Source organism: Conexibacter arvalis, assembly GCF_014199525.1.
Taxonomy (GTDB): Bacteria; Actinomycetota; Thermoleophilia; order Solirubrobacterales; family Solirubrobacteraceae; genus Conexibacter; species Conexibacter arvalis.
On the sequence record NZ_JACHNU010000009.1, the window covers coordinates 101,711 to 127,076 of the forward strand.

Genomic DNA, 25,366 nt, shown 5'->3' on the forward strand with positions numbered 1-25,366 from the left:
TCGCCGCCGGCCGCTCCTGCTAGGAGGTGCTCGGCGCCGCGGCGCCGGCCGCCCGCGCCGCCTGCTGGGCCTTGACCTCGGGCGCGACGCCGAGGCCGACGTCGCGCAGCTGCGCCTCGTCGACCGGGGCCGGGGCGCCGGTCAGCGGGTCGGTGCCGCTGGCGGCCTTCGGGAAGGCCATCGCGTCGCGGATCGTCTCGCGGCCGGCGAGCAGCGCGACGATCCGGTCGATCCCCATCGCGATGCCGCCGTGCGGCGGGGCGCCGTACTTGAGCGCGTCGAGCAGGAAGCCGAAGCGGGCCTGCGCCTCGTCCGCGTCGATGCCGAGGATCGCCAGCACCTGCTGCTGCACCTCCGGCGTGCTGATGCGGATCGAGCCGCCGCCGATCTCGGAGCCGTCGAGCACGAGGTCGTAGGCGCGCGAGCGCAGCGAGCCGGGGTCCGACAGGTCGCCGGTCGGCGCGGTGAAGGGATGGTGGAGCGCGTTCCAGGCGCCGTCGTCGCCCTGCTCGAACATCGGGAAGTCGACGACCCAGAGGATGTCGTGGCGCCCTTCGGGCACCAGCCCGAAGCGGTCGGCGAGCTCGAGCCGCAGCGCCCCGAGCGCCTGGGCGGCGATCGCGGCCCGGTCGGCGACGATCAGCAGCAGGTCGCCCGGCTTCCCCTCCAGCGCGCCGGTCACCGCCGCGATCTCCTCCGCCGAGAGCGCCTTGGCGACCGGCGAGCGCCACGTGCCGTCCTCCTGCACGAACGCCCACACGAGGCCCTTCGCGCCGTGCTGTCTGGCCAGCTCGGTGAGCGCGTCGAGCTCTCTGCGCGGCAGCTCGCGGGCGCCCGCGTTCAACCCGCGGATCACCCCGCCGGAGGCCAGCGCCCCGGCGAAGACCTTGAACGCCGTCCCCTCGAACAGCGGGCCCAGCTCGCTGATCTCCAGCCCGAAGCGGGTGTCGGGGCGGTCGGAGCCGAACCGCAACATCGCCTCGTCGTAGCTCATCCGCGGCCACGGCGCCGGCGCGGCCTCGAGGCCGCCGGCGGCGAAGACGGCGCTCATCACCGCCTCCATCGTCTCGATCACGTCGTCCTCGTCGACGAACGACATCTCGAGGTCGAGCTGCGTGAACTCCGGCTGGCGGTCGGCGCGCGAGTCCTCGTCGCGGAAGCAGCGGGCGATCTGGAAGTAGCGCTCGAAGCCGCCGATCATCAGCAGCTGCTTGAACAGCTGCGGCGACTGCGGCAGCGCATAGAAGCTCCCGGGCTCGATCCGCGCCGGCACGAGGTAGTCGCGCGCGCCCTCGGGCGTCGAGCGGGTCAGGCTCGGCGTCTCGATCTCGAGGAAGTCGCGCTCGGTCAGCACCGCGCGCATCGTCTGGGTGACGACGTGGCGCAGCTTGATCGCCTCCTGCATCCCGGCGCGGCGCAGGTCGAGCGCGCGGTGGCGCAGGCGCAGCTCCTCGTTGACCGGGCCGTCCTCGTCGATCGGGAAGGGCGGCGTCTCGGCGGAGGCATGGACGATCAGCTCGTCGACGGTGACCTCGATCTCGCCGGTCGGGATGTTCGGGTTGACGTTCTCCGCGTCGCGGCGGGTGACCGTCCCGACCGCCGTCAGCACGTGCTCGGAGCGGAGCGAATGGGCCAGCCTGTGGGCCTCGGGCGCGCGGTCGGGATGGAAGGTCAGCTGGACGATGCCGGAGCGGTCGCGCAGGTCGATGAAGATCAGGCCGCCGTGATCGCGGCGCCGGTGGACCCAGCCGGCGACGCGGACCTGCTCGTCGGCGCGGGCGGCGGTCAGGTCGCCCGACCAGGCGTCGCGGTAGCGGTTGGGCCGCGGTGTCCTCATGCCAGCGTCTTCCCCTTCTTCAGCACGACCGGGATCACCCGGCCGGGTTCGAGCTCGTCCTGTTCTCCGGTCTCCATGTCCTTCAGCGTCGCGCCGTCGGGGCCGACGATCGCGACGAAGCGGGCGCCGCTGCGGTCGGCCTGCTTCAGCTGGCCCTTGAGCGAGCGGCCGGCCAGCTCGAACTGGGCCGAGAGACCGGCGCGCCGGGCCTCCCAGCAGAGCTCGAAGCCGGTCGCGCGCCCCTCCGGCGCCGCGTAGGCGACGTAGAGGTCGAGCAGCGGCGCCGGCACCGGCTCCTCGCCGGCCGCCAGCAGGATCCGCTCGATCCCGGCCGCCCAGCCGATGCCGGGCGTCGACGGGCCGCCGATCTGCTCGATCAGCCCGTCGTAGCGGCCGCCGCCGCCGACGCCCGACTGGGCGCCGAGCGCGTCGCTGGTGAACTCGAAGAGCGTGCGCGCGTAGTAGTCGAGGCCGCGCACGAGCGTCTTGTCTACCTCGTAGGCGAGGTCGGCGCCGTCGAGCAGCGCCCGCACCTCGGCGAAGTGGTCGAGGTCCTCGGCCGAGAGGTGGTCGAGCAGCCGCGGCGCCCCCTCCATCACGGCCTTCGTGCCGGGGTGGTCGGCGTCGAAGGCGCGCAGCGGGTTGAGGTCGATTCGCGCGCGGACCTCCTCGGAGAGCTGGTCCTCGTGGTCGCGCAGGTAGCGCTGCAGCAGCTCGCGGTAGGCGGCGCGCGTCTTGGGCGTGCCGAGCGAGCCGAGCCGCAGCCGCACGTCCCTCACGCCGAGCGACTCGAGCAGCTCGGCCAGCAGCAGGATCGACTCGGCGTCGACGGCCGGGTCGGCGGAGCCGATCGCCTCGGCGCCGACCTGCCAGAACTGGCGGTAGCGGCCGGCCTGCGCCCGCTCGTAGCGGTAGAAGCTCGACAGGTACCACAGCTTCACCGGCTGCGGCAGCTTCTGCATCCCGTGCTCGAGGTAGGCGCGCGCGACCGGCGCCGTCCCCTCCGGGCGCAGCGTCACGGAGCGGCCGCCGCCGTCCTCGAAGGTGTACATCTCCTTCTGGACGATGTCGGTCGAGGCGCCGACGCCGCGGGCGAACAGCTCGGTCGCCTCGAAGGTCGGGGTCTCGATCCGGCGGTAGCCGGCCGCGCCAAGGATCCGGCGGGCGGTCGCCTCGACGTGGTCGCGGCGGACCGCGTCGTCGGGCAGCACGTCGTAGGTGCCGCGCGGGGCTTGCAGCTTCTTGCCCATCGTCCGCTACGCGACGAGGTCTTGGAGGAAGGGGTTGGTCGCCCGCTCGGCGCCGAGCGTCGTCGGACCCATGTGTCCGGGGAAGACCTGCGCCCTGTCGTCGTATCTCTCCAGCAGCTCGGCGATCGATCGCAGCAGCCGCCCGTGGTCGCCGAACGGCAGGTCGGTGCGGCCGATCGAGCCCTGGAAGAGCACGTCGCCGGAGAACAGCGCGCTGCCGTCGGCCAGCGCCCAGGTGACGTGGCCGGGACTGTGGCCGGGCGTGAAGACGACGTCGAAGTCGAGGCCGGCGACCGACACCCGCTCGCCGCCGGAGATCGTGTGCTCGGGGTCGTGGTTCTCGAACGGGCCGAAGCCGGGCCACGGCACGTATCTGTTGACGTCGAGCAGCACGTCGCGCTCGATCTGCGGGCACCAGACCGGCGCGCCGGTCGCGCGCGCGACCGGCGCGACGGCGCCGACGTGGTCGAAGTGGGTGTGCGTGAGCAGGATCGCCTCCAGTCTCACGCCGAGCTCGTCGATCGCCCCCAGCAGCCGCTCGGCCTCGTCGCCCGGATCGAAGATGACGGCCGTCTCGGCGCCCTGCCGGCGGACCAGGTAGCTGTTCTCCTGGACCGGGCCGACGGTGAAGGGGACGACCTCGATCACGCGTCGCCTCTCCTGCCGCCCGCTGCGGCGCGCTCCTTCAGTCTCTTCGCCTGCCGGCGGCGGTAGACGAAGAGGTCGGTGTAGTAGCCCATCGGGACGTAGACGAGCAGCATGAAGAGCGCGATGAAGATCTTGCTCGCGAACGGCTGGTCTCTGAACAGCAGCACGAGCAGGACGAAGAAGAAGGCCGTCGCGATCGCGGCGCGGTTCAACGCGCCGCGCCACGTCGGCGGCTGGTCGAGCCGCTCCAAGCGCTTCGCGCGCGCCTCGTCGCGCGCAGACAGCTTGCGCTCTCTCTCGCTCGGCTTGCGTCCCGTGCGGCCGCGGGCCTCGATCTGACCGGCGGCGTTGCCACGGTGCTTCGTCTGGCGCTTCTTCTTCGTCTGTGCCATGGCTCCTTAGGAGATTAGTGGCTGCCCGCACGCGGGGCCGCGCGGCACGTCGGTCAGCCGCGCGCCGGCGGGAGCTGGCGCTCGACCTGGGCGCGCGCCGCTCTGATCGCGGCGCTGTCGCTGACGAGCCGCTGCGTCGCCTCGCGCGCCGCCTGCGGGTCGTGCTGGCGCGCGGCGGTCGCGACCGCTCGGAGGTCCTCGGCGCCGTCCGACAGCGCCTCGCGCAGGTCGTCGAACGCCGTGTCGAGGTCGGCCGGGACGTCGAGCGACTCCAGTCTCGCGACCGCCGACTCGGCGCGGACGGTCAGCGCCGAGAACTGGTCGGCCAGCTCCGCGTCGGCCGTCCCGGGCGCGTTCCTGACGGCCGTGCCGAGATCTCTGCCGATCGCGACGATCTCCGCTCTGATCGGCGCGTAGGCGGCCGCCGCCCCCGTGACCGAGAGCCGCGGTGCGGTCGTCGTCGTGACGGTCCCGCCGGTGTCGTCGTCGCCGCAGCCGGCGAGCGCCGCCGCGGCGAGCACGAGCGCCGTGCCTCCCACGGCCAGCGCTCGGGAGCTGCGTGCCATGAACATCGGCCTAGCCTACGCCGCGCGGCGGCGCGCTCGCGACGGGTTGTCATCCGGCTCTCGCGCCGCGGCGGCGCGCTGACCGCGCGCGTTTGGCCCGGCGGGGCGCGGCGGTCAGCCGCCGAGGCGCAGCAGCGCCCGCTCGATCAGGTGGCGGTCGGGGTCGAAGCCGGGGATCGGCAGGTCGGCCGGGAAGCCGTCGAAGGCCCGCTCGGGGGCGAGCGCGACCAGCTCCGCCGAGGCGATCGGCACATGGCGGGCGATCGCGGCGACGACGTCGCGCAGCGGCGTCCGCTCCGGAGCCTCGACGTTCATCGAGATCTGGATCGCGCCGGCGCGCTCGAGCCGAATGCCGATCGCGCGCAGCCCCGGCAGCCCCTCCTCGCCGCCCTCGCGCACCCGCGCCGCGACCTCGCGGGCCCGCTCCAGCGTCGCCGGCTCGGCCAGCACGACGTTGAAGGCGACCAGCGGCGGGCGCGCGGCGACGAGCGTCACGCCCGCGGTCGGGTGGGGCGCGCGCGGGCCGAAGTCGGTCGCCAGCTCGCCGGCCGCCAGCCGCTGCGCCAGCGCCGCCGGCCCGCCGCGGCGGATCTCCGCGCGCGTGCGCCCCCGCGCGAGCGCGCCGTAGGTCAGCACCGGCAGCTCCAGCCGCCGCGCGAGCAGGTCGGCGGCGAGCAGCGCCTCGGCGCAGGCGGCCCCGCGGTCGGCCTCGGTGCGGTGGACGACCGGCGCGACGTCGAGCGCGCCGACGTGCGGGTGGACGCCGTCGTTGCGGCGCAGGTCGATCCGCGCGACCGCCTCGCGCGCGCCGGCGACGAGCGCCGGCGCGAGCGCGCCGGGCGGGCCGGCGAGCGTCACGACGGTGCGGTTGTGGTCGGGGTCGCGGTGGACGTCGAGCAGCCGCACGCGGCTCGGCGCGCCGGGGCGCGGGCCGCCGTCCTCCGGCAGCCCGCCGCTCGCGAAGGCGGCGGCGATCGCGTCGACCGCCGCCGCGTCGCGCCCCTCCGAGACGTTCGGGACGGCGAGCAGCAGCGGACCGTCGGGGGGCCGGTGTGCGCTCAGAGCACCCATCTGCCGGCGTCGAGCACGCGCGTGCCGCCGATCTCCAGCGTCGGCTCCAGCACGACGACGTCGAGGTGGATCGGGACCGAGACGGTGCCGCCGATCCCCATGCTCGCGCCGAAGGCGACGTGGATCGTGCCAAGGATCTTCTCGTCCTCGAGGATGTTGCCGGTCAGCGTCGCGGCGTCGTTGGTGCCGACGCCCAGCTCGGCGACGTTGGTGCCGTTCGGGCCGTGCGCGCTCAGCCGCTCCCAGAACTCGGGGCCGAGCGGGCCGTTGGCGGCGGTCAGGTGGCCGTCCTGCACCGTCAGCAGGACCGGCTCCGGCGAGATCCCCATCGGCGCCAGCGACGAGGCGGCCAGCTCGCCCTCGCCCGACAGCGGCGCGATGAAGCCCTCGCCGGCCGGCAGGTTGCCGAAGGTCCCGCTTCTCGTCATCTCGCCGATGTCGGCCATCCCCCGGCGGCCGGTCAGGTCGAAGCGCATGTCCGAGCCGCGCGCGCACGTGACGCGCGCCTCCTCGGCGCCGGTGAGCAGCTCGGTGACGGCGAGCGTCTTCTCCTTCATCGCCGCGAAGTCGACCGACATCACCCGCGCGATCATCTCGGCGGTCGCGCCCGGCAGCGTCGCGCCGCGCGAGCCGAGGTCGTTGGAGGCCTTGCGCGCTCTCGTGTGCGACAGCGAGCGCGAGGTCGGGGCGAGGTAGACGTCGCAGGCGGTCAGCGCCGCGGCGATCGGCGGCGGCGGCTCGGTGCCGTCGTTCTCGCGCTCGTCCATCAGCGCCAGCACGGCGTCGGCGCCGTAGCGGGCGGCCATGTCGCGCATCGCCTCCGCCAGCTCGCGCGATCTCGGGTCGCCGATCACGAGCACGTTCTCGCCGGCTCTCAGGTCGAGGCAGCGCTCCATGACGGTCTGGAGCGCGCGGTCGAGGTCTTCGGACATGGCGTGGACGCTACACCGGATCCGCTCCCCTCCCCTTGCCGGCGCGCCCGCTCGCGGGACCGGCGCAGCCGCCCGCTGCCGCGCCCCGCACGCGGGTAGGTTGGACGGCATGACTGCGACTGCCACTGCTGCGGGGACGTTCAAGATCGGCGGCGACCTCGAGGTCACGCGCCTCGGCTTCGGCGCGATGCGGATCGTCGGCAAGGAGATCTGGGGCGAGCCCGAGGACCGTGACGAGGCGCTGCGCGTGCTGCGCCGGCTGCCGGAGCTCGGCGTCGACTTCATCGACACCGCCGACTCCTACGGGCCGTTCGTCTCCGAGGACCTGATCCGCGAGGCGCTCCACCCCTACGACGGGATCGTCGTCGCGACGAAGGCCGGGCTGACGCGGCAGGGCCCGGGCAGATGGGCGCCGCTCGGACGGCCCGAGTACCTGCGCATGTGCGTGCAGATGTCGCTGCGGCGGCTGGGCGTCGAGCGGATCGACCTCTACCAGCTGCACCGCATCGACGAGAAGGTCGACCGCGATGAGCAGTTCGCCGTCTTCAAGGCGTTCCAGGACGAGGGGCTCGTCCGCCACATCGGCCTCTCCGAGGTGACCGTCGAGGAGATCGAGGCGGCGCGCAGATGGTTCGAGGTGACGACGGTCCAGAACCGCTACAACCTCGTCGACCGCGGCTCCGAGGAGGTGCTCGACTACTGCGAGCGCGAGGGGATCGGCTTCATCCCCTGGTTCCCGCTCGCCGCCGGCGACCTCGCCAAGCCGGGCGGCGCCGCCGCCGAGATCGCCGCAGCGCACGGCGCGAGCACGGGACAGGTCGCGCTGGCGTGGCTGCTGCAGCGCTCGCCGGTGATGCTGCCGATCCCCGGGACCGGCTCGGTCGCCCACCTGGAGGAGAACGTCGCCGCCGCGCAGCTGACGCTGACCGCGGACGAAGCGGCGCGGCTCGACGCGGCGGGGGCGTAGTGTTGGCCGCATGGCCAGTCGCCCCGAGCGCGAGCACGACGTCGTCCTGATCGGCGCCACCGGCTTCACCGGCGGCCTCACCGCGGAATACCTGGCGCGGGCCGTCGGCGGAGCCGGCGGCGGCGCGGCCGCGGGCGCGGACGCGGCCGGCAGCGCGGCCGCGGGCGTGGACGCGGAGGGCGGCGACGTCGGCGCGCCCGGCGGCGACGCGCCGACGCGCTGGGCGCTCGCCGGCCGCGACCGCGACAAGCTGCGCGCGCTCGCCGAGCGGCTCGGCGTCGACGTGCCGCTGCTGCACGCCGACGTCGACGACCCGGCGTCGCTGCGGGCGCTGGCCGAGTCGACGCGCGTCGTCGCGACGACCGTCGGCCCCTACATCCGCTACGGCGAGCCGCTCGTCGCCGCATGCGCGGCGGCCGGCACCGACTACGTCGACCTGACCGGCGAGCCGGAGTTCGTCGACCTGACGTACGTCCGCCACCACGCCGCGGCGGTCGCCAGCGGCGCGCGGCTGGTCCACAGCTGCGGCTTCGACTCGATCCCGCACGACCTCGGCGCGCTGTTCACCGTCCAGCAACTGCCCGAGGACGTGCCGCTGAAGGTCGAGGGCTTCGTCCGCGCCGGCGCGAGATTCTCCGGCGGGACGCTCGACTCGGCGCTGACCGCCTTCTCGCGGATGCGCTCGACGCAGCGCGCGGCGGCCGCGCGGCGGGAGTCGGAGGCGCGCCCCGACGGCCGCCGCGTCCGCGGCGAGAAGCCGCTGCCGCGCCATGTCGGCGGCGAGATCGGCTGGGCGTTGCCGCTGCCGACGATCGACCCGCAGATCGTGCTGCGCTCGGCCCGCGCGCTCGAGCGCTACGGCCCCGACTTCACCTACGGCCACTATGCCTGGGTCAAGCGGCTGCCGACCGCCGTCTGCGCATCGATCGCCATGCCGGCGCTGGTCGCGGCGGCGCAGCTCGGCCCGGTCCGCAAGGCGCTGACGAGCCGCCTGGGCTCCGGCCAGGGCCCGAGCGAGGCGACGCGCGCGGCGTCGTGGTTCAAGGTCCGCTTCCACGGCCGCGAGGTCGCCGTGGGCGGCGAGCCGCTGCCCGGCGGCGCGCAGGTCGTCTGCGAGGTCTCCGGCGGCGATCCCGGCTACACCGAGACGGCGAAGATGCTCGCCGAGTCGGCGCTCTGCCTCGCCCACGACGAGCTGCCCGAGACGCGCGGCCAGACGACGACCGCCGCCGCGATGGGCGACGCCCTCCGCACCCGCCTCGAGCGCGCCGGCATGCGCTTCGCCGTCGTCGGCTAGGACGCCGCCGCTCACGCGCCGCGACGCGACCGCGTCGAGCCGCCGCGGTCACGCGGCCGCGCCGGGCGGCGCGCCGCTCACGCCGCCGCGCGGGCGGCGAGGACGGCCGCGCGGGCCGCCTCGACGCGGGCGCGCGAGGGGCAGGCGGCGAGGTGGTCGTTGACGACGCCGCAGGCCTGCATCGCCGCGTAGGCCGTCGTCGGGCCGACGAAGCGGAAGCCGAGCTGCTTGAGGCGCCTCGCGAGCGCTCTCGACTCGGCCGTCGTCGCCGGCAGGCCGCGCAGGTCGACCGCCGCCTCCCGCTCCGGCCCGTCGGGCGCGAACGACCACAGCAGCTCGCCGAGGTCGATCCCCTGCTCGCGCAGGCCCAGCACGGCGCGGGCGTTGGCGATCGTCGCCTCGATCTTCGCGCGGTTGCGGACGATCTCGGCGTCGGCCATCAGGCGCGCGACGTCGTCGTCGCCGAAGGCCGCGACCGCCTCCGGGTCGAAGCCGGCGAAGGCACGCCGGAAGCCCTCGCGCTTGCGCAGGATCGTGATCCACGCCAGGCCCGACTGGAACGCCTCCAGGCAGATCCGCTCGTAGACCTCCCGCTCGCCGGTGACCGGGACGCCCCACTCGTCGTCGTGGTAGGCCTCGTAGAGCGGGTCGCCGTCGCCGAAGCAGCGCATCGAATCGGGTCCTCCCGGGTCGAGAACGAGGAAGCGCCGGCTCGCTCGCGGGCCGGCGCTTCGGAAGGTACCTGGGGGGAGACTCGAACTCCCGACCTCAGCATTATGAGTGCTGCGCTCTAACCAGCTGAGCTACCCAGGCGCGGGGTCGCGAAGGATAGCGGAGCGGGCGGTGGCGCCGACGCGCGGGCGCGCGTGACGCGCAGGGCGCCTCGACCGGCCCGCCGTCGGCCGCCCGCGGAGCGGCGCGGCGCCAGCCGCATGCGCCCCGGCTCGATTGCGGACCGGAGCTGACCGCAAGCGGCCGTACGGTCGCCGTCGAGTCGGGCATACCGCCCGCAGCGACCGCGAAAGGAACCCGCCATGGACTTCAAGCTCGAGCTCGTCGCGATCCCGGTCTCCGACGTCGACCGCGCGAAGGAGTTCTACGTCCGCGCCGGCTTCAACGCCGACCACGACCACACCGTCTCCGACGAGCTGCGCTTCGTGCAGCTGACGCCGCCCGGCTCGGCCTGCTCGATCGCGCTCGGCAAGGGGATCACCGACGCCGCCCCGGGATCGGTCAGAGGGATGCAGGTCGTCGTCGCCGACGCCGACGCCGCCCGCGCCGAGCTGCTCGAGCGCGGGATCGAGGTGAGCGAGGTCTCCGAGTTCCCGTGGGGCCGCTTCGTCTTCTTCAGCGACCCGGACGGCAACGCCTGGGCGGTCCAGCAGCTCGTCCCGCAGGCGGCGTGAGCGTCGCCGCGCCGTGACGGTGTCGCGGCGCGCAGCCGACGGGCAGCACCTCGTTTGAAGAGGCGTATCCGGCAACGCGGCCGCACCCCGCGGCGCGGCCGCCCGCGACACACGAGGAGCGAGACCATGGGTGCACCGGTCGTCCACTTCGAGGTCATCGGCAGAGACGACGAGATGCTGCGCGGCTTCTTCTCCGAGCTGTTCGGCTGGAGGATCGACGCCGACAATCCGATGAGATACGGGACCATCGACCGCGAGGGCAACACGACCGCCGACGGGACCGGGATCGGCGGCGGCATCGGCAGAGGGCCGGAGGGCTACGACGGCCACGTCACCTTCTACGTCGGCGTCCCCGACGTCGATGCCGCGCTGGCGCGCGCGGCCGAGCTCGGCGGCACGCGGATGTTCGGTCCCGACACCGTGATGGAGGGCGTCGAGATCGGGATGTTCTCCGACCCCGAGGGCCACCCGATCGGGCTGTTCAAGCTGACGGGCTAGCCGGAGTCGCGCACCTCGCCGCTGTCGACGTGCCAGCGCCGCCAGTGGCGCGGGACCTCCGGGTGGTCGATGAACGCGACGTGGTCGTCGGCGCCGACGGCTGCGATCGCGTCGTAGACGACCCGGAGCGCATCGGCGCGGCTCGCGGCCGGCACTCTCGCGACGAAGACACCGAGCTGGTCGGGCTCGCCCGCCCGCGCGCCGCCGTCGGCGAGCAGCCGCCGCAGGTCGGCGAGGTGGTCGCGCGCCGCCGCGCCGCGGTCGACCGCCATCAGACCGATCGTGTGGACCCGCTCCTGCTCGGCGCTCATGCCGCCTCCAGCGGTCGGGGAACCATCACCAGCGAACAGGGCGCGTCGTGCAGCAGGTCCTCGGCCGCGCTGCCGATCGCGATCCGCGCGTCCCGTCCCAGCCTGCGCGAGCCGATCACGAGCAGGTCGGCGCCGGCCTCGACCGCGGCGCGCGCCAGCTCCGCGCCCGGGTCGCCGATGCGGACCTCGCTCGCGTCGCAGTCGCCGCGCTCGCGCGCCGCCGCGATCGCCTGCTCGACGCGACGGCGGCGCCGCTGGACCGTGTCGTCCCACTGCATCAGCTCCGCGTCGGCACCGACCGGGTCGGACCCCAGCGGCACCTTCTCGTCGACGACCGCGACGGCGACGAGCTCGGCGCCGAGGCTGCGGGCGAGCGGCGCCGCCCACGCGAGCGCCGCGTCGGACTCCTCGAAGCCGTCGACGCCGACGACGATCCGTCTGACCGGATGGGGATGCTCGTGGAGGTCTCTCTCCGCGATCGCGACCGCGCACGGCGCGGCGTCGAGCGTCTGCCGCGCGTCGCGCCCGACGCGGACGTGACCCACGTGCGCCTTCGCGGAGGCGCCCAGCACGAGCACGTCGGCATGCTCGTCGACGACGACGCGCCGCAGCGTGCGGGCGATCGACATGCCGCTGAGCGGGCGGGTGCGCGCGCGCGGCACGCAGTCGTGCCGGACGGCGAGCAGCATCTCCTCGGTCTCCTCCAACGGGCGGGCGTTCGGCGTCAGCAGCAGCGAGGCCGGCAGCACGAGCGACTCCTGCCAGACGCCGGTCAGCAGGACGTCGGCGTCGTCGCCCGAGGCGAGCGCCTGCGCGAGCACCGCCGCGTCGCGGCCCGAATGCCATCCGTCGACCCCGGTCACGAGCCTCTTGAGCATCGCTCCCTCCGCATCGTCGCGGTTCGCCTTCCTCCCCTGGTGGTGCCCGGAATCGGCCCCGCCGTCACGGCCGCAGCGCGCGCAGCGCGTTGAGGATCACCGCCACGTCGATCGCCTCCTGCAGCAGCGCGCCGGCGACCGGCGGCAGGTGGCCAAGGGCGGCGACGACCATCGCGGCGACGCTCATCGCCATCCCGGCGACGACGCTCTGGCGGGCGATCGCCATCGTCCGTCTGCCGATCCGCACCGCCGCGGCGACGCGGTCGACGCGATCGACGGTGATGACGGCGTCGGCGGCGTCGCTGGTGACCGTTCGGCTCTCCCCCGCGAGCGCGATCCCGACGTCGGCGAGCGCGAGCGCCGGCGCGTCGTTGACGCCGTCGCCGACCATCACGACCGGACGCAGCTCGGGCCGCTCGCGCGCGGCCCGCACGATCGCCAGCTTCCGCTCCGGCGACTGCTCGGCGAAGACGCGGTCGAGGCCGGCCTCCTCCGCGACGGCCTCGGCGACCTCGGCGCGGTCGCCGGTCACCATCGCGACGCGGCCGACGCCGGCGTCGTGGAGCGCCGCGACCAGTCTGGCGGCGTCGGGACGCAGTCTGTCGGCCATCACGAGCACGCCGGCGAGGCGGCCGTCGACGCCGACGTGGACGAGCGCCCGGCCCGGCGCGGCGCCGAGCTCGGCGACGGTCGCGGCGCCGTCGCCGGTGAAGCCCTGCCGCTCCAGCCACGCCTCCCCGCCGACGCCGACGCGGTGGCCGCCGACGTCGGCGACGATCCCGTCGCCGGGCGCCTCGCGCGGCGCGGTCGCCTCCTCGAGCGTGAGCCCGCGGCGGCGCGCGTCGCCGACGAGGCCCTCCGCCAGCACGTGCGCCGACAGCTGGTCGACCGACGCCGCGAGCTGCAGCAGGCGCAGCTCCCCCGCGCCGTCGCCGCCGGCCTCGCCGCCGCCCGCGGCGGTCCTGCCGCCCGGGCCGTCGGCGCCGCTCTCACCGCCGTCGCCCGCCCGGCCGTCGAACAGCACGATCCGCTCGACCGCCGGGCGGCCGCGGGTCAGCGTGCCCGTCTTGTCGAGCAGCACCGTGCGCGTCGCGCCGAGCCGCTCCAGCGCCGTCCCGCCCTTCATCACGATCCCGGCGCTCGACGCCCGCGAGAGGCCGGCGACCAGCGCGATCGGCGCCGCCAGGATCAGCGGGCACGGGGTCGCGACGACGAGCACGGCGAGCGCGCGGATCGCCTCGCCGCTGATCGCCCACGCCGCGCCGGCGAGCGCGAGTGTGACCGGCAGGAAGATGCCGGCGTAGCGGTCGGCCATGCGCGTGAACGGCGGCTTCTCCGCCTGCGCCTGCTCGACCAGCCTGACGAGCGCGGCGTAGGAGCTGCGGGCGGCGTCGCGGGTCGCCTTCAGCTCGAACGGCTCGCCGGCGTTGGCGGTGCCGCTGCGCAGCGCGTCGCCGCGGCGCTGGGCGACCGGGAGCGACTCGCCGGTCACGGCCGAGGCGTCGATCGCCGCGCGCTCGCTCAGCAGCGTCCCGTCGACCGGGACCAGCTCGCCGGTTCGGACGAGCACCACGTCGCCGGGGACGACGGCGTCGACCGCGACCTCCGCCCACCGGCCCGCGGCGTCGCGGCGGTGCGCGATCCGCGGCGCCCGCCGCAGCAGCGCGGTCAGCTCGCGGCGCGCGCGGCCGTCGGCGTACGCCTCCAGCGCGTTGCCGCCGGTCAGCATCACCGCGACGACCGAGCCGGCCAGCAGCTCGCCGCCGGCGAGCGCGCCGGCCATCGCCAGCAGCGCGATCACGTCGACGCCGAGGTCGCCGCGCGCGAGCGCGCGCACGACCGTCCAGGCGAGCGGGACGATCGTCGCGAGCAGCGTGACCGTCCAGATCGCGTCGCCCGCACGCGGCGCCCCGAGCAGGTGGCAGGCGCCGCCGGCGAGCGTGCCGAGCAGCACCGCGATCGCGGCCAGCAGCGTCCGGTTCGGCGCGATCCGCCGTCGCAGCTCACGCGGGTCCATGCTCCGGTTGTTCCCACCGCGCCCGCCGGCTCCAATACGATCGGCCGGCCGCACCGGGGCGCCCATGGTCAACGTCGACACCGAGTCATTCCTCACGATCGTCGTCGTCGCGGCGCTGGCGGCCTTCCTCGCCGGGCTGCTCTCCACGCGCCTGGTCGTGCCGGTCGTCGTGCTCGAGCTGGTGCTCGGGATCGTCGTCGGGCCGGAGGTGCTCGGCCTCGCGGAGTCCGACGACTTCATCGCCTTCTTCTCCAACCTCGGCCTCGGGATGCTGTTCTTCTTCGCCGGCTACGAGATCGACTTCGAGCGGATCAAGGGGCAGCCGCTGAAGCTGGCGCTGATCGGCTGGCTGCTGTCGCTCGCGCTCGCCTACGCGCTCGGCGGCCTGCTCGCGCTCGCCGGGGTGGTGCTGTCGCTCGTCTTCGTCGGCTCGGCGATGGCGACGACGGCGATCGGCACGCTGATGCCGATCCTGCGCGACGCCGGCGAGCTGAAGACCCGCTTCGGCACCTACCTGCTCGGCGTCGGCGCGATCGGGGAGTTCGGGCCGATCCTGCTGATCACGCTCGTCTTCTCGACCAAGGGCGCCGTCGAGAACGCGGCGATCCTGCTCGCCTTCGTCGCGCTCGCCGTCGTCGCGGGGGTCTTCGCCGTGCGCTGGGTCGGCAGGGGCTGGGAGCTGTTCGAGCGGACGCTTGAGGCGAGCAGCCAGGTCGCGATCCGCTTCACGGTCGTCGTGGTGTTCGCGCTCGTCGCGCTCGCCGCGACGCTCGGGCTCGAGCTGCTGCTCGGCGGCTTCGTCGCCGGCATCATCCTGCGGCTGGCGCTGCGCGGCCGGGAGGTCGAGGTGCTCGAGTCGAAGCTGACGGCGATCGGCTACGGCTTCCTGATCCCCTTCTTCTTCATCGTCTCGGGGATCAACGTCGACCTCGGGGCGCTGATCGACGACCCGATCCGCTTCCTGGAGGTGCCGCTGTTCCTCGGGCTCTTCCTCGTCGTCCGCGGCGTGCCGGCGCTGCTGCTCTACCGCGCCGTCCTGGCCGCCCGCGACCGGGCCGCGCTCGCCTTCTTCTCGGCGACCGAGCTGCCGCTCGTCGTCGCCGTCACGACGATCGCGGTCGAAGGCGGCCACATGCGCGCGTCGACCGCGGCGAGCCTGATCGTCGCGGCGATCCTGTCGACGGCGATCTTCCCGATCCTCGGCCTGCGGCTGCGCGGCGACCGCGCCCAGAGCGCCGCGGCCGTCGCCTGACGGCTGTCGCTTGCGCGGGCCGGTACGCCGGAGTACCGTTGGCGCCATGGCGCTTCCTCCCGGCCCGCATCGACTGCCGACGCCGATCCAGACGGCGCTCTTCCTCGGCCTCCAGACGCAGACGGCGCGGATCATGCGCCGCCGCTACGGCGAGGCCTTCACCGTCCGCATCAGCGGGATCGGCAACCTCGTCGTCGTCTCCGACCCGGTGCTGCTGAAGCAGGTCTTCACCGCCGACCCGAAGGTCCTCCACGCCGGCGACCGCAGCCCGCTCGGCGCCGTGCTGGGCCGCAACTCGCTGCTGGCGATCGACGAGCAGCGCCACCTCAGTCAGCGCAAGCTGCTGCTGCCGCCGTTCCACGGCGAGCGGATGCAGTCGTACGAGGCGATCATCGAGGAGGAGGCGCGGCGCGAGATCGCGACGTGGCCCGAGGACCGGCCGTTCGCGACGCTCGAGCCGATGATGCGGATCACGCTGGGCGCGATCCTGCGGGCGGTCTTCGGCGCCCGCGGCAGCGAGCTGGAGCAGCTGCGCGGCCTGCTGCCGCCGATGGTGTCGCTCGGCTCGCGGCTGGCGCTGCTGCGGTTCCTCCAGCGCGACCTCGGCGCGTGGAGCCCGTGGGGCCGCTTCACGCGGATGCGGGCGGCGTTCGACCGCCACGTCGACGAGCTGATCGCGACCGCGCGACGCGACCCCGAGCTGGAGCAGCGCTCCGACGTGCTGTCGCTGCTCGTCCGCGCCAGACACGAGGACGGCACGCCGATGTCGCGCGAGGAGATCGCCGACCAGCTGCTGACGCTGCTCGCGGCCGGCCACGAGACGACCGCCGCGACGCTCGCGTGGGCGGTCGAGCGGCTCCGCCGCCACCCCGACGTGCTGCGGCGGCTGGTCGCCGAGGTCGACGCCGGCGGCCGCGACTACCGCGACGCGACGATCCGCGAGGTGCAGCGGTCGCGCCCGGTGATCACCGCCGCCGGCCGCTTCGCGATGGTCGACTACCAGCTCGGCGAGTGGCTGCTCCCGGCCGGGACGCGGATCTTCGCCTCCGCCTACCTGACCCAGCGCGACGCGCGCCTCTACCCCGACCCGGAGCGGTTCGACCCCGACCGGTTCGTCGGCCGGATGCCGGAGACGTACAAGTGGGTCCCGTTCGGCGGCGGGATCCGGCGCTGCATCGGCGCCGCCTTCGCGCACATGGAGATGGACGTCGTGCTGCGGACGCTGCTCTCCGAGCTCGAGCTGGCGACGACAGGCGAGCCGGAGGAGCGCTGGAAGTCGCGCGGGATCGCCTTCGCCCCCAGCCGGGGCGGCCGCGCCGTCGTGCGGCGGCGGCGTGACCGGCCGGACGGGGCCGCGCCCGACGCGGTCGCGGCAGCGCTGGCCGGCGCCGCCTGACGCTGCGGCGGCCGCGCCCTTGGCGCCGCGCCCGCGCTCAGGCGGCCGCGGACGCGGCGTCCTCGCGGGCGCCGCTCGCGGCCTCGACGTGGCCGGCGATCAGCTCGACCAGCCGCGGCCACGCGCCGACGGGCAGGTCGTGGCCCATGCCGCGGATCGTCTCGTGGCGGGCGCCGGGGATCGCGTTCGCCGTCGCGCGGCCGCCGGAGGGGGCGACCATCATGTCGCGGTCGCCGTGGATCACCAGCGTCGGCGCGGCGATCGTCGCGACCTCGCGCGTGCGGTCGCCCGACTTCATGATCGCCGCCAGCTGGCGGGCGACGCCGGCCGGGTCGTGGCCGCGGTCGAAGGCGAGGCCGGCGTCGGCGCGGACCTGCTCCTCGTCGAACGGGAATCCGTGCGAGCCGATGTGGCGCCACAGCACGACCGCCTTCTCGATCGACTTCTCGCGCGTCTTCGCCGGCGGCGTCGTCATCAGCCGCCAGGTCGACAGCGCCGGCCGGCCGCTCCGCCGCGCGCCGGTCATCGACATGATCGACGTGAGGCTGCGGACGCGGTCGGGCTGGCGCGCGGCGAGCGTCTGCCCGATCATCCCGCCCATCGATCTGCCGGCGACGTGCGCCGATTCGAGGCCGAGCGCGTCGAGCAGGCCCGAGGTGTCGAGCGCCATCGCGCCGAGCGCGTACTGGCGGGCGGAGAAGCGGCGGGTCGCGAGCTGAAGCGGCGACGGCGGCTTCACGTCGCGCAGGTGGGTCGAGCGGCCGACGTCGCGGTTGTCGAAGCGGATCACGAACAGCCCGCGCGCGGCGAGCTGGCGGCACAGCTCCAGCGGCCACGCGTGCATCTGCTGGCTGAGGCCGGAGACGAGCAGCAGCGGCTCGGCCGACGGGTCGCCGATCGTCTCGACGCACAGCTCGATGCCGCGGCCGACCGCGACGATCCGCTCCGGCTCGTGCGGCAGCTCCTGCTCGCTGGTCATGGCGCCCCTCCTCCTCGTCGCGGTACGTGGACGTACCACGGTACCGAGCCGTACCGAGGCTGTCCACCGGCGGCCGCTCACAGCAACGGCGGCCGGCGGTCCTTCCACGGCTTCGCTTCCTCCAGCTGGGCGGCGAGGCGCAGCAGGGTCGCCTCGCCGCCGAGCGGGGCGACGAACTGGACGCCGAGCGGCAGGCCCTCGGCGGTCCAGTGGAGCGGGACGCTCGCCGCCGGGCGCCCGGTCAGGTTGGCGAGCTGCGTGTACGGGACCCAGCCAAGGTTGTCGTCGATCATTCTCTCGACGATCCCGAGCCGTCTCAGGACCGGGGCGGTTCTCGTCCGCAGCAGCGTCTCGGCGAGCGGTCTGAGCGCCTTCGGCGTGTCGAACTGGCCGATCCGCGGCGGCGGCGTCGCGAGCGTCGGCGTCAGCAGCAGGTCGAACCGGTCGTGGAAGTCGGCGAGCGCGCGCACGTGCTCGTGGCGCCGCTCGACCGCCGCGACGAACTCGACCGCCGTCGTGCGGCTGCCGAGCGCGGCCATGATCAGCGTGTCCTGCTCGAAGCCCTCGCGGCCGGCCCCGGTGAGCTGCCTGACGTGGCCGACCTCGTAGGCGACGTTCGCGAACCAGAGCGTGAGGAAGTCGCGCGCCAGCGCCGCGTCGTCGACCGGCGAGGCGACCGCCTCGACGTGATGGCCGAGCGACTCCAGCAGCGCCGCCGCCTCGGTGACGGCGGTGACGGCCTCGCGATCGACCGAGCTGTTGATCGCGGAGCTGGCGTGGAAGCCGATCCGCAGCCTCCCGGGATCCCTGCCGACCTCGTCGAGGTAGCTGCCGCCGTGCGTCGCGGGCGCGAACGGGACGGTCGGGTCGGGGCCGGCGAGCACGTCGAGCATCGCGGCGCTGTCGCGGACCGTGCGGGAGACGACGCCGTCGGTCGCGGCGCCGAGCAGCGGCTCGCCGGCGATCGGCCCGTGCGGGACGAGGCCGCGTCCGGCCTTCAGGCCGAAGAGGCCGCAGCAGGCCGACGGAATCCGGATCGAGCCGCCGCCGTCGCTGGCGCCGGCGACCGGGACGATCCCGGCGGCGACCGCCGCCGCCGAGCCGCCGGAGGAGCCGCCGGGCGTGCGGTCGGCGTCCCACGGGTTGCGGGCCGGGCCGAACAGCTCCGGTTCGGTGATCCCCTTGGCGCCGAACTCGGGCGTGTTGGTGCGGCCGAAGACGACGACGCCGGCGTCGAGCCAGCGCTGCACGACCGTCGCGTGCTCCATCGCCGGCAGCTGCGACAGCGCGCGGCAGCCGTAGCTCGACGGCACGCCGGCGTACTGCTGGCCGAGGTCCTTCAGCAGGAACGGCACGCCCGCGAACGGGCCGGTCAGCGGCTCGTCGAGCCGCGCCGCCGCCTGCGCCTCCAGCGGGCGCACGATCGCGTTGATCCGGCCGCCGACCGCCTGCGCCCGCCGCTGCGCCGCCTCCAGCGCCTCGGCCGCGGTCAGCTCGCCGCCGGCGATCGCCGCCGCCAGCCCGAGCCCGTCGAGCTCCGCGTAGTCTCTGTGCTCCATCGGCCCATCCTCTCCGATCGCGGTGGTCGCGGCGCCGCACCGCGTCGGCGCGGTGGCGGCGATCGGCCGGCGCGGCGGCGTCACACGACCCCGCGGAGCGCCGCGCGAGCGTCCGCGACGCTCCTGGATGGCGCTGCCGCGACGGGCCTCTGCGCGGGAGGGCGATCTCCTGCAAGCAGCTTCACCGGACGGCAACCGTCCCGATGTCGGTATCTCGCTTACAATGGACGGATGCCTGCACCCGACTCCCGCCGTCGTCGCAAGCCCGCGGCCGACGCCTCGCGCAAGCGTCGCACCGTCCACAAGGACGTCGCCGCCGCCATCGACTACCGCAACCCCGAGACGCTCCGCCCGTTCCTGACCGAGCGCGGGAAGATCAAGGCCCGCCGCACGACCGGCCTCAGCCGCGTCGACCAGGCGAAGCTCGCCAGACACGTCAAGCGCGCTCGCGAGCTTGCGCTCCTCCCCTACGTCGCCGCCTCCGGCAACGAGCGCCCCTCCCGCGGTCGCGGCCGCGGCTGAGGACGCCGACGCGACGACCCGTCGGCGGGAGCGGATGACGCACCGCCGGCCTCCTGCGCCCGCCGTCGAGCGGGCGCTTCTCGTTGCGCTCGCGCGCGCCTTCGACGGCGCGCGCGACGACCCGTCGCGCGTCGTGCTCGAGGGCTTCCACGCGCTCAAGCACGCGCTCCGCTTCGGCGCCGCGATCGACGCGGCGGCGGCGAGCGACCCCGATGGCCTCGCCGCGCTCGCGCGCGAGCTGGCGCCGGACGTCGCCGCGGAGCTGACCGCGCTCGCGGTCGCGGTGCCGCGCGAGGAGCTGCGACGGCTCGCGCCGCGCCTTCCCCACACCGAGGTCGTCGCCGTCGCGCGACGGCCCGCCTTCTCCCCCGCCGCCGCGCTCGCCGCGCGTCCCGAGCGGCCGGCCGTGCTGCTGGAGGATCCGCGCCACCTCGGCAACGTCGGCGCCGTCGTGCGCGTCGCCGCCGCCGCGGACGCCGCCGCCGTGGTGACCACCGGCCCGCGCGACCCGTGGGATCCCGCCGCCGTGCGCGGCGCCGCCGGCCTGCACTTCGCGCTGCCGGTCGGCTCGCTCGGCGCGGACGCGGCGGCCGCGCTGGCGGCGCTCGACGCGGCGAGCGGCGTCGCCGGTGCGGAGGCTGCGGGCGCCGGCGCGGCGGACGCGGGTGCGGCGGAGCGTGCGGGTTCGCCGAGCGCGCGGCGCTCCCGCCCGCTCGTCGCGCTCGACCCCGCCGGCGAGCCGCTCGGCGCCGCGCCGCTGCCGGCCGGCGCGCTGCTCGCGTTCGGGACCGAGCGCCACGGGTTGTCGGAGGCGCTGCTGGCGCGGGCCGATCGGCGACTGGCGCTGCCGATGCGCGCGGGCGTCTCCAGCCTCAACCTCGCGACCGCCGTCGCGGCGGTGCTGTACGGCGCACGGATCGGCTGAGCCGGTCCGGCGGCGCGCCGCGAGCCGGTGCGTGGCGGTGCAGGCGCGCCGCGCGCGTCCCGCGCTTCAGCCCTGCAGCCGCTCGACCGCGGTCCAGATCGCGGCCTCGACCTCGGCGATCGCGCCGCTGCCGTCGACCGTCGCCAGCGGGCCGCGGACGTGGCCCGCGTCGATCAGCTCGCGGTAGTTGCGATCGACCGCGACGAGCTGCTCGCGCGAGTGGAACAGCTCCTCGGCCGAGCTGCGGGCGCCGATGCGGCTGACGCAGACGTCGGGGTCGACGGCGACGAAGATCGTCAGGTCGGGCGCGATCGCGTGGCGGTTGAGCTCGGCGAGCCACTCGCGGCTCGTCGCGCCGCCGCGGTTGTACGCGAGCGAGGAGAGCACGTAGCGGTCCGAGACGACCCAGCGGCCGGCCTCCAGCGCCGCGACGACCCCGTTGACCGGGTTGAAGAGATGGTCGGCGCGGTCGGCGGCGAAGGCGAGCGCGAGCGACACCGGGTCGAGCGTCACGCGCCCCTCGATCGCCTGGCGCAGCACGGCGCCGACGGGGCCGTTGGTCGGCTCCTTCGTCAGCTCGACCGCCAGCCCCCGCCGCTCCCGCAGCGCTGCCGCGAGCCGCTCGGCCTGCGTCGTCGTGCCGGCGCCGTCGAGCCCCTCGATCACGACGAACCGCCCCCGCTCGGCGGCGCCGCCTGCCGCGCCGCGCTCGCGATGCGCCGCGTCGTCCGCGCCGCCGCCGGCCCCGCCGGCCGCTGCGCCGCCGCCCGCGCCGCGCTCGCGATGCGCCCCGTCTTTCGCGCCGCCGCCGGCCCCGCCGGCCGCCCGAGCGCTCACGCGGATGGCCCCAGCAGCCGCTCGACGAGCCGCTCGCGCAGCCGTCTCGCCTGCACGCGGACGTCGCCGAAGATCGTCCCGCCGGTCAGCACGATCCGCGGCGCGCCCGGCGGCGCGCTGCCGCCGGCGCGCTGCTTGACGTCGCCGAAGGTGGTGCGCGTGCGGATCTCGACGAGGACGCCCTCGGGGACGAGCAGCTCGACGTCGCCGAAGACGGTCGAGACGTCGACCTCGATCGCGCCGGCCGGCACGTGCGCCTCGCGCAGGTCGAGCTTCACGTCGCCGAAGACCGTCCGCCAGCGGCTGCGCTGCGGCAGCTGCCACAGCCCGCTGCGGCGGTGGTCGCCGAAGACGCTGGAGACGGCGACCGGCGCGACCGCGACGCCGGCGCCCGCCGGCAGCCCGCCGCCCGCCGCCGCGCCGGGGCCGAGCGCGCCCGCGGCGCCTCCGCCGGAGGGCGCCGCCTCGGGCGGCAGGTCGGCGGTCAGCCTCGTCAGCTCGCCGCGCGTCACTCTCGCGCCGGAGGCGCCCTCGATCCGGTCGGCCAGCTCCTCCAGCGTCAGCCGGCCCTCGCCGGCGGCGGCGCGCAAGCGCTCGATCGTCGCGTCGCGCTCGGCGTCGGAGGCGCGGATCTGCGGGTCGGACATGGCGGCCGATGCTAACCGGCGCGCCTGTCGGCCGTGGTGCGGGCAGCCAGCCGCCCCAGCGCCGGCGGGCGGCGGCGAGCGCGAGCGGCGACCGGGACGGCCGGCCGGCGCTCGACCGGCGCCGCCCACCGCGGCAACCCCGACTGGCCGGACGGCCAGTGTGCGAAGCTGGGCTGCATGGCGACGACGGCCTCCCATCCGCTCCAGCGCGTCGACGGGGCGCCCGAGTGCGTGATGAGCGACGCGCTCGCCGCCCGGCTGCCCGATCGCTCGGCCGCCGCGCCGTGGCAGACGCGCGTGCAGGCGGTGCTGTGGATCCACCCCGCCGCGCCGGGCGCCGCCGAGCTGCTGCCGGAGCGGCTGCGCGGCGAGCGGATCGTCCCGCTGACCGTCGGCGCATTCATCCGCTACCTCGACACGCCGGTCGGCGCCTACGGCGAGGTGCTCGCCTCGCCGGTGCTGCTCGCGCGCACGCCGCTGCCGGCCTCGGTCGTCCCCTTCATCGCGGTCGACTCGCTCGCGTCGATCCACGGCGGCCGCGCCAACTGGGCGCTGCCGAAGACGCTCGCGGCGTTCGGGTGGAGCGCGCCGCCGGAGCGGTTCGGCCGCGACCCCTTCACGGTCCGCGGCGAGGGTGCCGACGGCGCCGCCCCCTGGTCGGTGTCGGCCTCCGTGACGCCGCGCCGCCGGCGGCTGCCGGCCCGCTTCCCGCTGCGCGACGTGCAGCTGACGCCGGACGGGCGCGAGCTCGACATCCCGATCGCGGTCGCCGGCCGCGCGCAGCTGGCGGCCGTCACGGTCGAGAGCGACGGCCCGACGCTGCCGTCGTGGCTGGTCGCCGGACGCCATCGCGGCTTCGTGCTGCCGGAGGCGCGGATGACCTTCGGCGCGCCCCGCTGAGGGAGGGGCGGACGGTGGCCTCCTCACGTGCCGACGCCGACGCCGTCCGCGCGCTCGAGCACGTCCCGCTGGCGCTGCCGGAGGGGCTCGAGATCAGCTGGATCGGCGTCTCCGGTTACCGCATCTCCTACGCCGGCGTCGCGCTCTTCGTCGACCCCTACGTCTCGCGCGCACCGCTGCGCGACGTGCTGCTGCGGCGCCCGCTGCTGCCCGACCCGGTCATGGTCGACCGCTATCTCGACGCCGGCGGCGCCGAGGTCGCGGGCGTGCTCGTCGGCCACACCCACTTCGACCACGCGGTTGACGCGCCGGCGATCGCGCGCAGGCACCGCTGCGGCGCATACGGCTCGGCGTCGCTGAGACGGCTGATGGCGCTGCACGGCCTCGCCGAGCTCGCCGTCGAGGTCGAGCCGTACCGCCGCTACGAGCTGGGGCCGTTCGTCGTCTCCTTCACCCCCAGCCGCCATTCGAGACTGATCCTCGGCCGCAAGGTGCCGATGGCCGGCGAGCTGTGCTGCGAGCAGCTCGACGGGCTGCGGATGGGCGCCTACCGCTGCGGCCAGGTGTGGGGCATCCGGATCGAGGTCGCCGGGATCGCCCTCTACCACCAGGGCAGCGCCGACCTGATCGACGACGCGCTCAGAGCCGAGCCGGTCGACCTCTTCCTCGCCGGCGTCGCCGGCCGCGGCGTCACGCCGCGCTACTGGGAGCGGGTGCTGCGGCGGCTCGATCCGCGCGTCGTCGTGGCGACCCACTACGACGACTTCTTCAAGCCGCTCGGCGGTCCCGAGGGCTTCACGGCGCGCGTCAAGCTCGACGAGCTGCCCGACGAGATCGCGGCCGTCAGCCGCGACGCGACGGTCGCCGCGCTGCGACGGGTCGACCGGCTGCCGGCGCCGTCGGCTTCCGCGCCTCGACAGCCGCCGGCCTGACCGCCGCCGGCGCCCGCCGCTCCCATGCCCACAGCGCGAGCGCGATCAGCGCGGTCGCGACCCCGACCGCGCTGATCGCGTCCCAGCCGCCGACGCCCCACAGCGCCGACGCGAGCGCCGAGCCGATCGCCGCGGCGCAGAAGTTGCCGGTCATGTAGGCGGTCGTCAGCCGGCTGCGCGCCTCCGGCCGCAGCGCGTAGATCGTCGACTGGTTGGTGATGTGCTGGCCCTGCACGCCCGCGTCGAGGACGACCAGCCCGGCGATCAGCGCGGCGAGCGAGCCGGCGCCGAGGTCGCAGAGGATCCAGCCGACCAGCACGAGCGCCCAGAACGACGCGGTCGCGGCGCGGCCGAGGCCGCGATCCCACAGCCGGCCGGCGCCCTGCGCCGCGAGCGCGCCGACCAGTCCGGCGAGGCCGAAGAGGCCGATCGTCCCCTCCGAGTAGTCGTACGGCCGATCGCTGAGCAGGAAGGTCAGCGCCGTCCAGACGAGCGTGAACGACGTCATCCCCAGCATCCCGTACGCCATCCGCCGGCGCAGGACCGGCTCCTCGCGCACGAGCGTCCCGATCGAGCGCAGCAGCGCGCGGTACGGCGTCGTCGTGCGCGCGGCGATCACCGGCAGCGCCCGCCGCAGCGCGAGCGCGAGCGCGACCATCACCGCCGCGGCGAGCGCGTAGACGGCCCGCCAGCCGGCCAGCTCGGCGACGAAGCCGCTGAGCGTGCGGGCGGCGAGGATGCCGATCAGCAGCCCGCTCATGATCGTCCCGACGACGGTGCCGCGCTCGTCGTCGGCGGCGAGGTCGCCCGCGAACGGGACCAGCACCTGCGCGACGACCGAGGTCACGCCGACGACCGCGATCCCGAGCGCGAGCACGCCGAAGGCCGGGGCCGCCGCGCACAGCGCCAGCGCGGCGGCGCAGACGAGCAGCATCCGCACGACCAGCGATCGCCGCTCGACCAGGTCGCCGAGCGGGACGAGCAGCAGCAGGCCGGCGGCGTAGCCGATCTGCGACGCGGTCACGACCAGCCCGGCGAGGCCGGTGCTGGTGCCGAGCGCGTCGGCGATCGTGTCGAGCAGCGGCTGGGCGAAGTAGAGGTTCGCGACCGCAGCGCCGCTGGCGAGCGCGAGCAGCAGCACGAGGCGGCGGTCGAGACGGCGGGGCGGCGGCACCGGACCAACGTAGCGAGCGGCGCTCCGGCGGGCCGCGCGCGGGCGCGCCGTGCCGCGGCCGCCTTTCTCGCCCCGCGGCTGACGCACCGGTCGGCAGAATCGTGGCGAGGTTTAGCGTTTCTCCACGTCACCTAACCTGTGCGATTAAGAGATAATGCGCGATTAAGTGAGAG

At 75.4% G+C, this 25,366-nt stretch carries 26 protein-coding genes and 1 tRNA gene; 10 read left to right on the forward strand and 17 right to left on the reverse strand.

All coding sequences use genetic code 11. The features are described 5' to 3' along the window. Nucleotides 1-19 precede the first annotated feature (19 nt). From aspS to BDZ31_RS22395, 7 genes are all read right to left on the reverse strand, one after another. Nucleotides 20-1,837: an aspartate--tRNA ligase gene (gene aspS, locus BDZ31_RS22365; RefSeq protein ID WP_183345317.1), complete on the reverse strand. Its 1,818-nt coding sequence runs from the start codon at nucleotides 1,835-1,837 to the stop codon at nucleotides 20-22. Continuing rightward, nucleotides 1,834-3,087, reverse strand: a complete 1,254-nt coding sequence (gene hisS / locus BDZ31_RS22370) for a histidine--tRNA ligase (RefSeq protein ID WP_183345319.1) — start codon at nucleotides 3,085-3,087, stop codon at nucleotides 1,834-1,836. The genes aspS and hisS overlap by 4 nt, the downstream gene beginning before the upstream one ends. 6 nt (nucleotides 3,088-3,093) lie before the next feature. After that, nucleotides 3,094-3,735: an MBL fold metallo-hydrolase gene (locus tag BDZ31_RS22375; protein ID WP_183345321.1), complete on the reverse strand. Its 642-nt coding sequence runs from the start codon at nucleotides 3,733-3,735 to the stop codon at nucleotides 3,094-3,096. Beyond that, the gene (locus BDZ31_RS22380) at nucleotides 3,732-4,127 is read right to left on the reverse strand and encodes a hypothetical protein (protein ID WP_183345323.1); all 396 of its coding nucleotides are present in this window, start codon (nucleotides 4,125-4,127) and stop codon (nucleotides 3,732-3,734) included. Before BDZ31_RS22380 ends, BDZ31_RS22375 begins: the two co-directional genes overlap by 4 nt. A 53-nt stretch (nucleotides 4,128-4,180) precedes the next feature. After that, complete coding sequence (locus BDZ31_RS22385) at nucleotides 4,181-4,693, reverse strand: hypothetical protein (RefSeq protein ID WP_183345325.1); 513 nt, start codon at nucleotides 4,691-4,693, stop codon at nucleotides 4,181-4,183. A gap of 114 nt (nucleotides 4,694-4,807) precedes the next feature. Then, entirely contained in the window at nucleotides 4,808-5,764 is a 957-nt protein-coding gene (locus tag BDZ31_RS22390; RefSeq protein WP_183345326.1) for a hypothetical protein, read from the reverse strand. Continuing rightward, nucleotides 5,752-6,696, reverse strand: coding sequence for an aminopeptidase (locus tag BDZ31_RS22395; RefSeq protein WP_183345328.1), 945 nt, complete (start codon nucleotides 6,694-6,696; stop codon nucleotides 5,752-5,754). The genes BDZ31_RS22390 and BDZ31_RS22395 overlap by 13 nt, the downstream gene beginning before the upstream one ends. A gap of 109 nt (nucleotides 6,697-6,805) precedes the next feature. On the opposite strand from BDZ31_RS22395, the gene BDZ31_RS22400 reads away from it, so the two are divergent. Together BDZ31_RS22400 and BDZ31_RS22405 are read left to right on the forward strand one after the other, a co-directional pair. Continuing rightward, nucleotides 6,806-7,663 carry an aldo/keto reductase gene (locus BDZ31_RS22400; RefSeq protein WP_183345330.1) on the forward strand — a complete coding sequence of 286 codons (858 nt, stop codon included), beginning with the start codon at nucleotides 6,806-6,808 and terminating at the stop codon, nucleotides 7,661-7,663. A 10-nt stretch (nucleotides 7,664-7,673) separates the two neighbouring features. Further along, nucleotides 7,674-8,960, forward strand: coding sequence for a saccharopine dehydrogenase family protein (locus BDZ31_RS22405; protein WP_183345332.1), 1,287 nt, complete (start codon nucleotides 7,674-7,676; stop codon nucleotides 8,958-8,960). Between the two features lie 77 nt (nucleotides 8,961-9,037). On the opposite strand, the gene BDZ31_RS22410 is transcribed toward BDZ31_RS22405, so the two are convergent. Further along, nucleotides 9,038-9,631: a DNA-3-methyladenine glycosylase I gene (locus tag BDZ31_RS22410; protein ID WP_183345334.1), complete on the reverse strand. Its 594-nt coding sequence runs from the start codon at nucleotides 9,629-9,631 to the stop codon at nucleotides 9,038-9,040. 68 nt (nucleotides 9,632-9,699) lie between these two features. Then, nucleotides 9,700-9,773: transfer RNA gene (locus BDZ31_RS22415), tRNA-Met, on the reverse strand. Nucleotides 9,774-9,994: 221 nt separating this feature from the next. On the opposite strand from BDZ31_RS22415, the gene BDZ31_RS22420 reads away from it, so the two are divergent. Together BDZ31_RS22420 and BDZ31_RS22425 are read left to right on the forward strand one after the other, a co-directional pair. Next, nucleotides 9,995-10,366: a VOC family protein gene (locus tag BDZ31_RS22420; protein WP_183345336.1), complete on the forward strand. Its 372-nt coding sequence runs from the start codon at nucleotides 9,995-9,997 to the stop codon at nucleotides 10,364-10,366. 126 nt (nucleotides 10,367-10,492) lie between these two features. Next, on the forward strand, nucleotides 10,493-10,864 hold the full coding sequence (locus BDZ31_RS22425; RefSeq protein WP_183345338.1) for a VOC family protein: 372 nt from the start codon (nucleotides 10,493-10,495) through the stop codon (nucleotides 10,862-10,864). Here the strand turns inward: BDZ31_RS22425 and BDZ31_RS22430 are convergent. The 3 genes from BDZ31_RS22430 to BDZ31_RS22440 form a co-directional block, all read right to left on the reverse strand. Beyond that, entirely contained in the window at nucleotides 10,861-11,175 is a 315-nt protein-coding gene (locus BDZ31_RS22430) for a hypothetical protein (RefSeq protein ID WP_183345340.1), read from the reverse strand. The genes BDZ31_RS22425 and BDZ31_RS22430 overlap by 4 nt on opposite strands. Next, the gene (locus BDZ31_RS22435) at nucleotides 11,172-12,053 is read right to left on the reverse strand and encodes a universal stress protein (RefSeq protein WP_183345342.1); all 882 of its coding nucleotides are present in this window, start codon (nucleotides 12,051-12,053) and stop codon (nucleotides 11,172-11,174) included. The genes BDZ31_RS22430 and BDZ31_RS22435 overlap by 4 nt, the downstream gene beginning before the upstream one ends. Before the next feature lie 64 nt (nucleotides 12,054-12,117). Next, the gene (locus BDZ31_RS22440; protein WP_183345344.1) at nucleotides 12,118-14,070 is read right to left on the reverse strand and encodes a heavy metal translocating P-type ATPase; all 1,953 of its coding nucleotides are present in this window, start codon (nucleotides 14,068-14,070) and stop codon (nucleotides 12,118-12,120) included. A 64-nt stretch (nucleotides 14,071-14,134) separates the two neighbouring features. On the opposite strand from BDZ31_RS22440, the gene BDZ31_RS22445 reads away from it, so the two are divergent. Both BDZ31_RS22445 and BDZ31_RS22450 read left to right on the forward strand, forming a co-directional pair. Next, nucleotides 14,135-15,322, forward strand: coding sequence for a cation:proton antiporter (locus tag BDZ31_RS22445; protein WP_183345347.1), 1,188 nt, complete (start codon nucleotides 14,135-14,137; stop codon nucleotides 15,320-15,322). A gap of 46 nt (nucleotides 15,323-15,368) precedes the next feature. Further along, nucleotides 15,369-16,718 (forward strand): cytochrome P450, encoded by a 1,350-nt coding sequence (locus tag BDZ31_RS22450; RefSeq protein ID WP_183345349.1) that lies wholly within the window; start codon nucleotides 15,369-15,371, stop codon nucleotides 16,716-16,718. A 37-nt stretch (nucleotides 16,719-16,755) separates the two neighbouring features. Here the strand turns inward: BDZ31_RS22450 and BDZ31_RS22455 are convergent, their stop codons facing one another. Both BDZ31_RS22455 and BDZ31_RS22460 read right to left on the reverse strand, forming a co-directional pair. Further along, nucleotides 16,756-17,697, reverse strand: a complete 942-nt coding sequence (locus tag BDZ31_RS22455) for an alpha/beta fold hydrolase (RefSeq protein ID WP_183345351.1) — start codon at nucleotides 17,695-17,697, stop codon at nucleotides 16,756-16,758. Between the two features lie 77 nt (nucleotides 17,698-17,774). Next, the gene (locus tag BDZ31_RS22460; RefSeq protein ID WP_183345353.1) at nucleotides 17,775-19,256 is read right to left on the reverse strand and encodes an amidase; all 1,482 of its coding nucleotides are present in this window, start codon (nucleotides 19,254-19,256) and stop codon (nucleotides 17,775-17,777) included. A gap of 231 nt (nucleotides 19,257-19,487) precedes the next feature. On the opposite strand from BDZ31_RS22460, the gene rpsR reads away from it, so the two are divergent. Continuing rightward, nucleotides 19,488-19,778 carry a 30S ribosomal protein S18 gene (gene rpsR, locus BDZ31_RS22465; protein ID WP_183345354.1) on the forward strand — a complete coding sequence of 97 codons (291 nt, stop codon included), beginning with the start codon at nucleotides 19,488-19,490 and terminating at the stop codon, nucleotides 19,776-19,778. A 34-nt stretch (nucleotides 19,779-19,812) separates the two neighbouring features. Beyond that, a complete protein-coding gene (locus BDZ31_RS22470; protein WP_183345356.1) occupies nucleotides 19,813-20,703 on the forward strand; it encodes a TrmH family RNA methyltransferase in 891 nt (296 codons plus the stop codon). A gap of 66 nt (nucleotides 20,704-20,769) precedes the next feature. On the opposite strand, the gene tmk is transcribed toward BDZ31_RS22470, so the two are convergent. Together tmk and BDZ31_RS22480 are read right to left on the reverse strand one after the other, a co-directional pair. Then, on the reverse strand, nucleotides 20,770-21,540 hold the full coding sequence (tmk, locus tag BDZ31_RS22475) for a dTMP kinase (protein ID WP_221243271.1): 771 nt from the start codon (nucleotides 21,538-21,540) through the stop codon (nucleotides 20,770-20,772). Then, entirely contained in the window at nucleotides 21,537-22,187 is a 651-nt protein-coding gene (locus tag BDZ31_RS22480; RefSeq protein ID WP_183345358.1) for a DUF1707 SHOCT-like domain-containing protein, read from the reverse strand. Before BDZ31_RS22480 ends, tmk begins: the two co-directional genes overlap by 4 nt. Before the next feature lie 177 nt (nucleotides 22,188-22,364). On the opposite strand from BDZ31_RS22480, the gene BDZ31_RS22485 reads away from it, so the two are divergent. Then, nucleotides 22,365-23,087: an acetoacetate decarboxylase family protein gene (locus tag BDZ31_RS22485; protein WP_183345360.1), complete on the forward strand. Its 723-nt coding sequence runs from the start codon at nucleotides 22,365-22,367 to the stop codon at nucleotides 23,085-23,087. Between the two features lie 14 nt (nucleotides 23,088-23,101). Beyond that, on the forward strand, nucleotides 23,102-24,019 hold the full coding sequence (locus tag BDZ31_RS22490) for an MBL fold metallo-hydrolase (protein ID WP_183345362.1): 918 nt from the start codon (nucleotides 23,102-23,104) through the stop codon (nucleotides 24,017-24,019). Here the strand turns inward: BDZ31_RS22490 and BDZ31_RS22495 are convergent. Further along, nucleotides 23,931-25,193: an MFS transporter gene (locus BDZ31_RS22495; protein ID WP_343075674.1), complete on the reverse strand. Its 1,263-nt coding sequence runs from the start codon at nucleotides 25,191-25,193 to the stop codon at nucleotides 23,931-23,933. The two genes, BDZ31_RS22490 and BDZ31_RS22495, sit on opposite strands and share 89 nt — an antisense overlap. Nucleotides 25,194-25,366 lie beyond the last annotated feature (173 nt).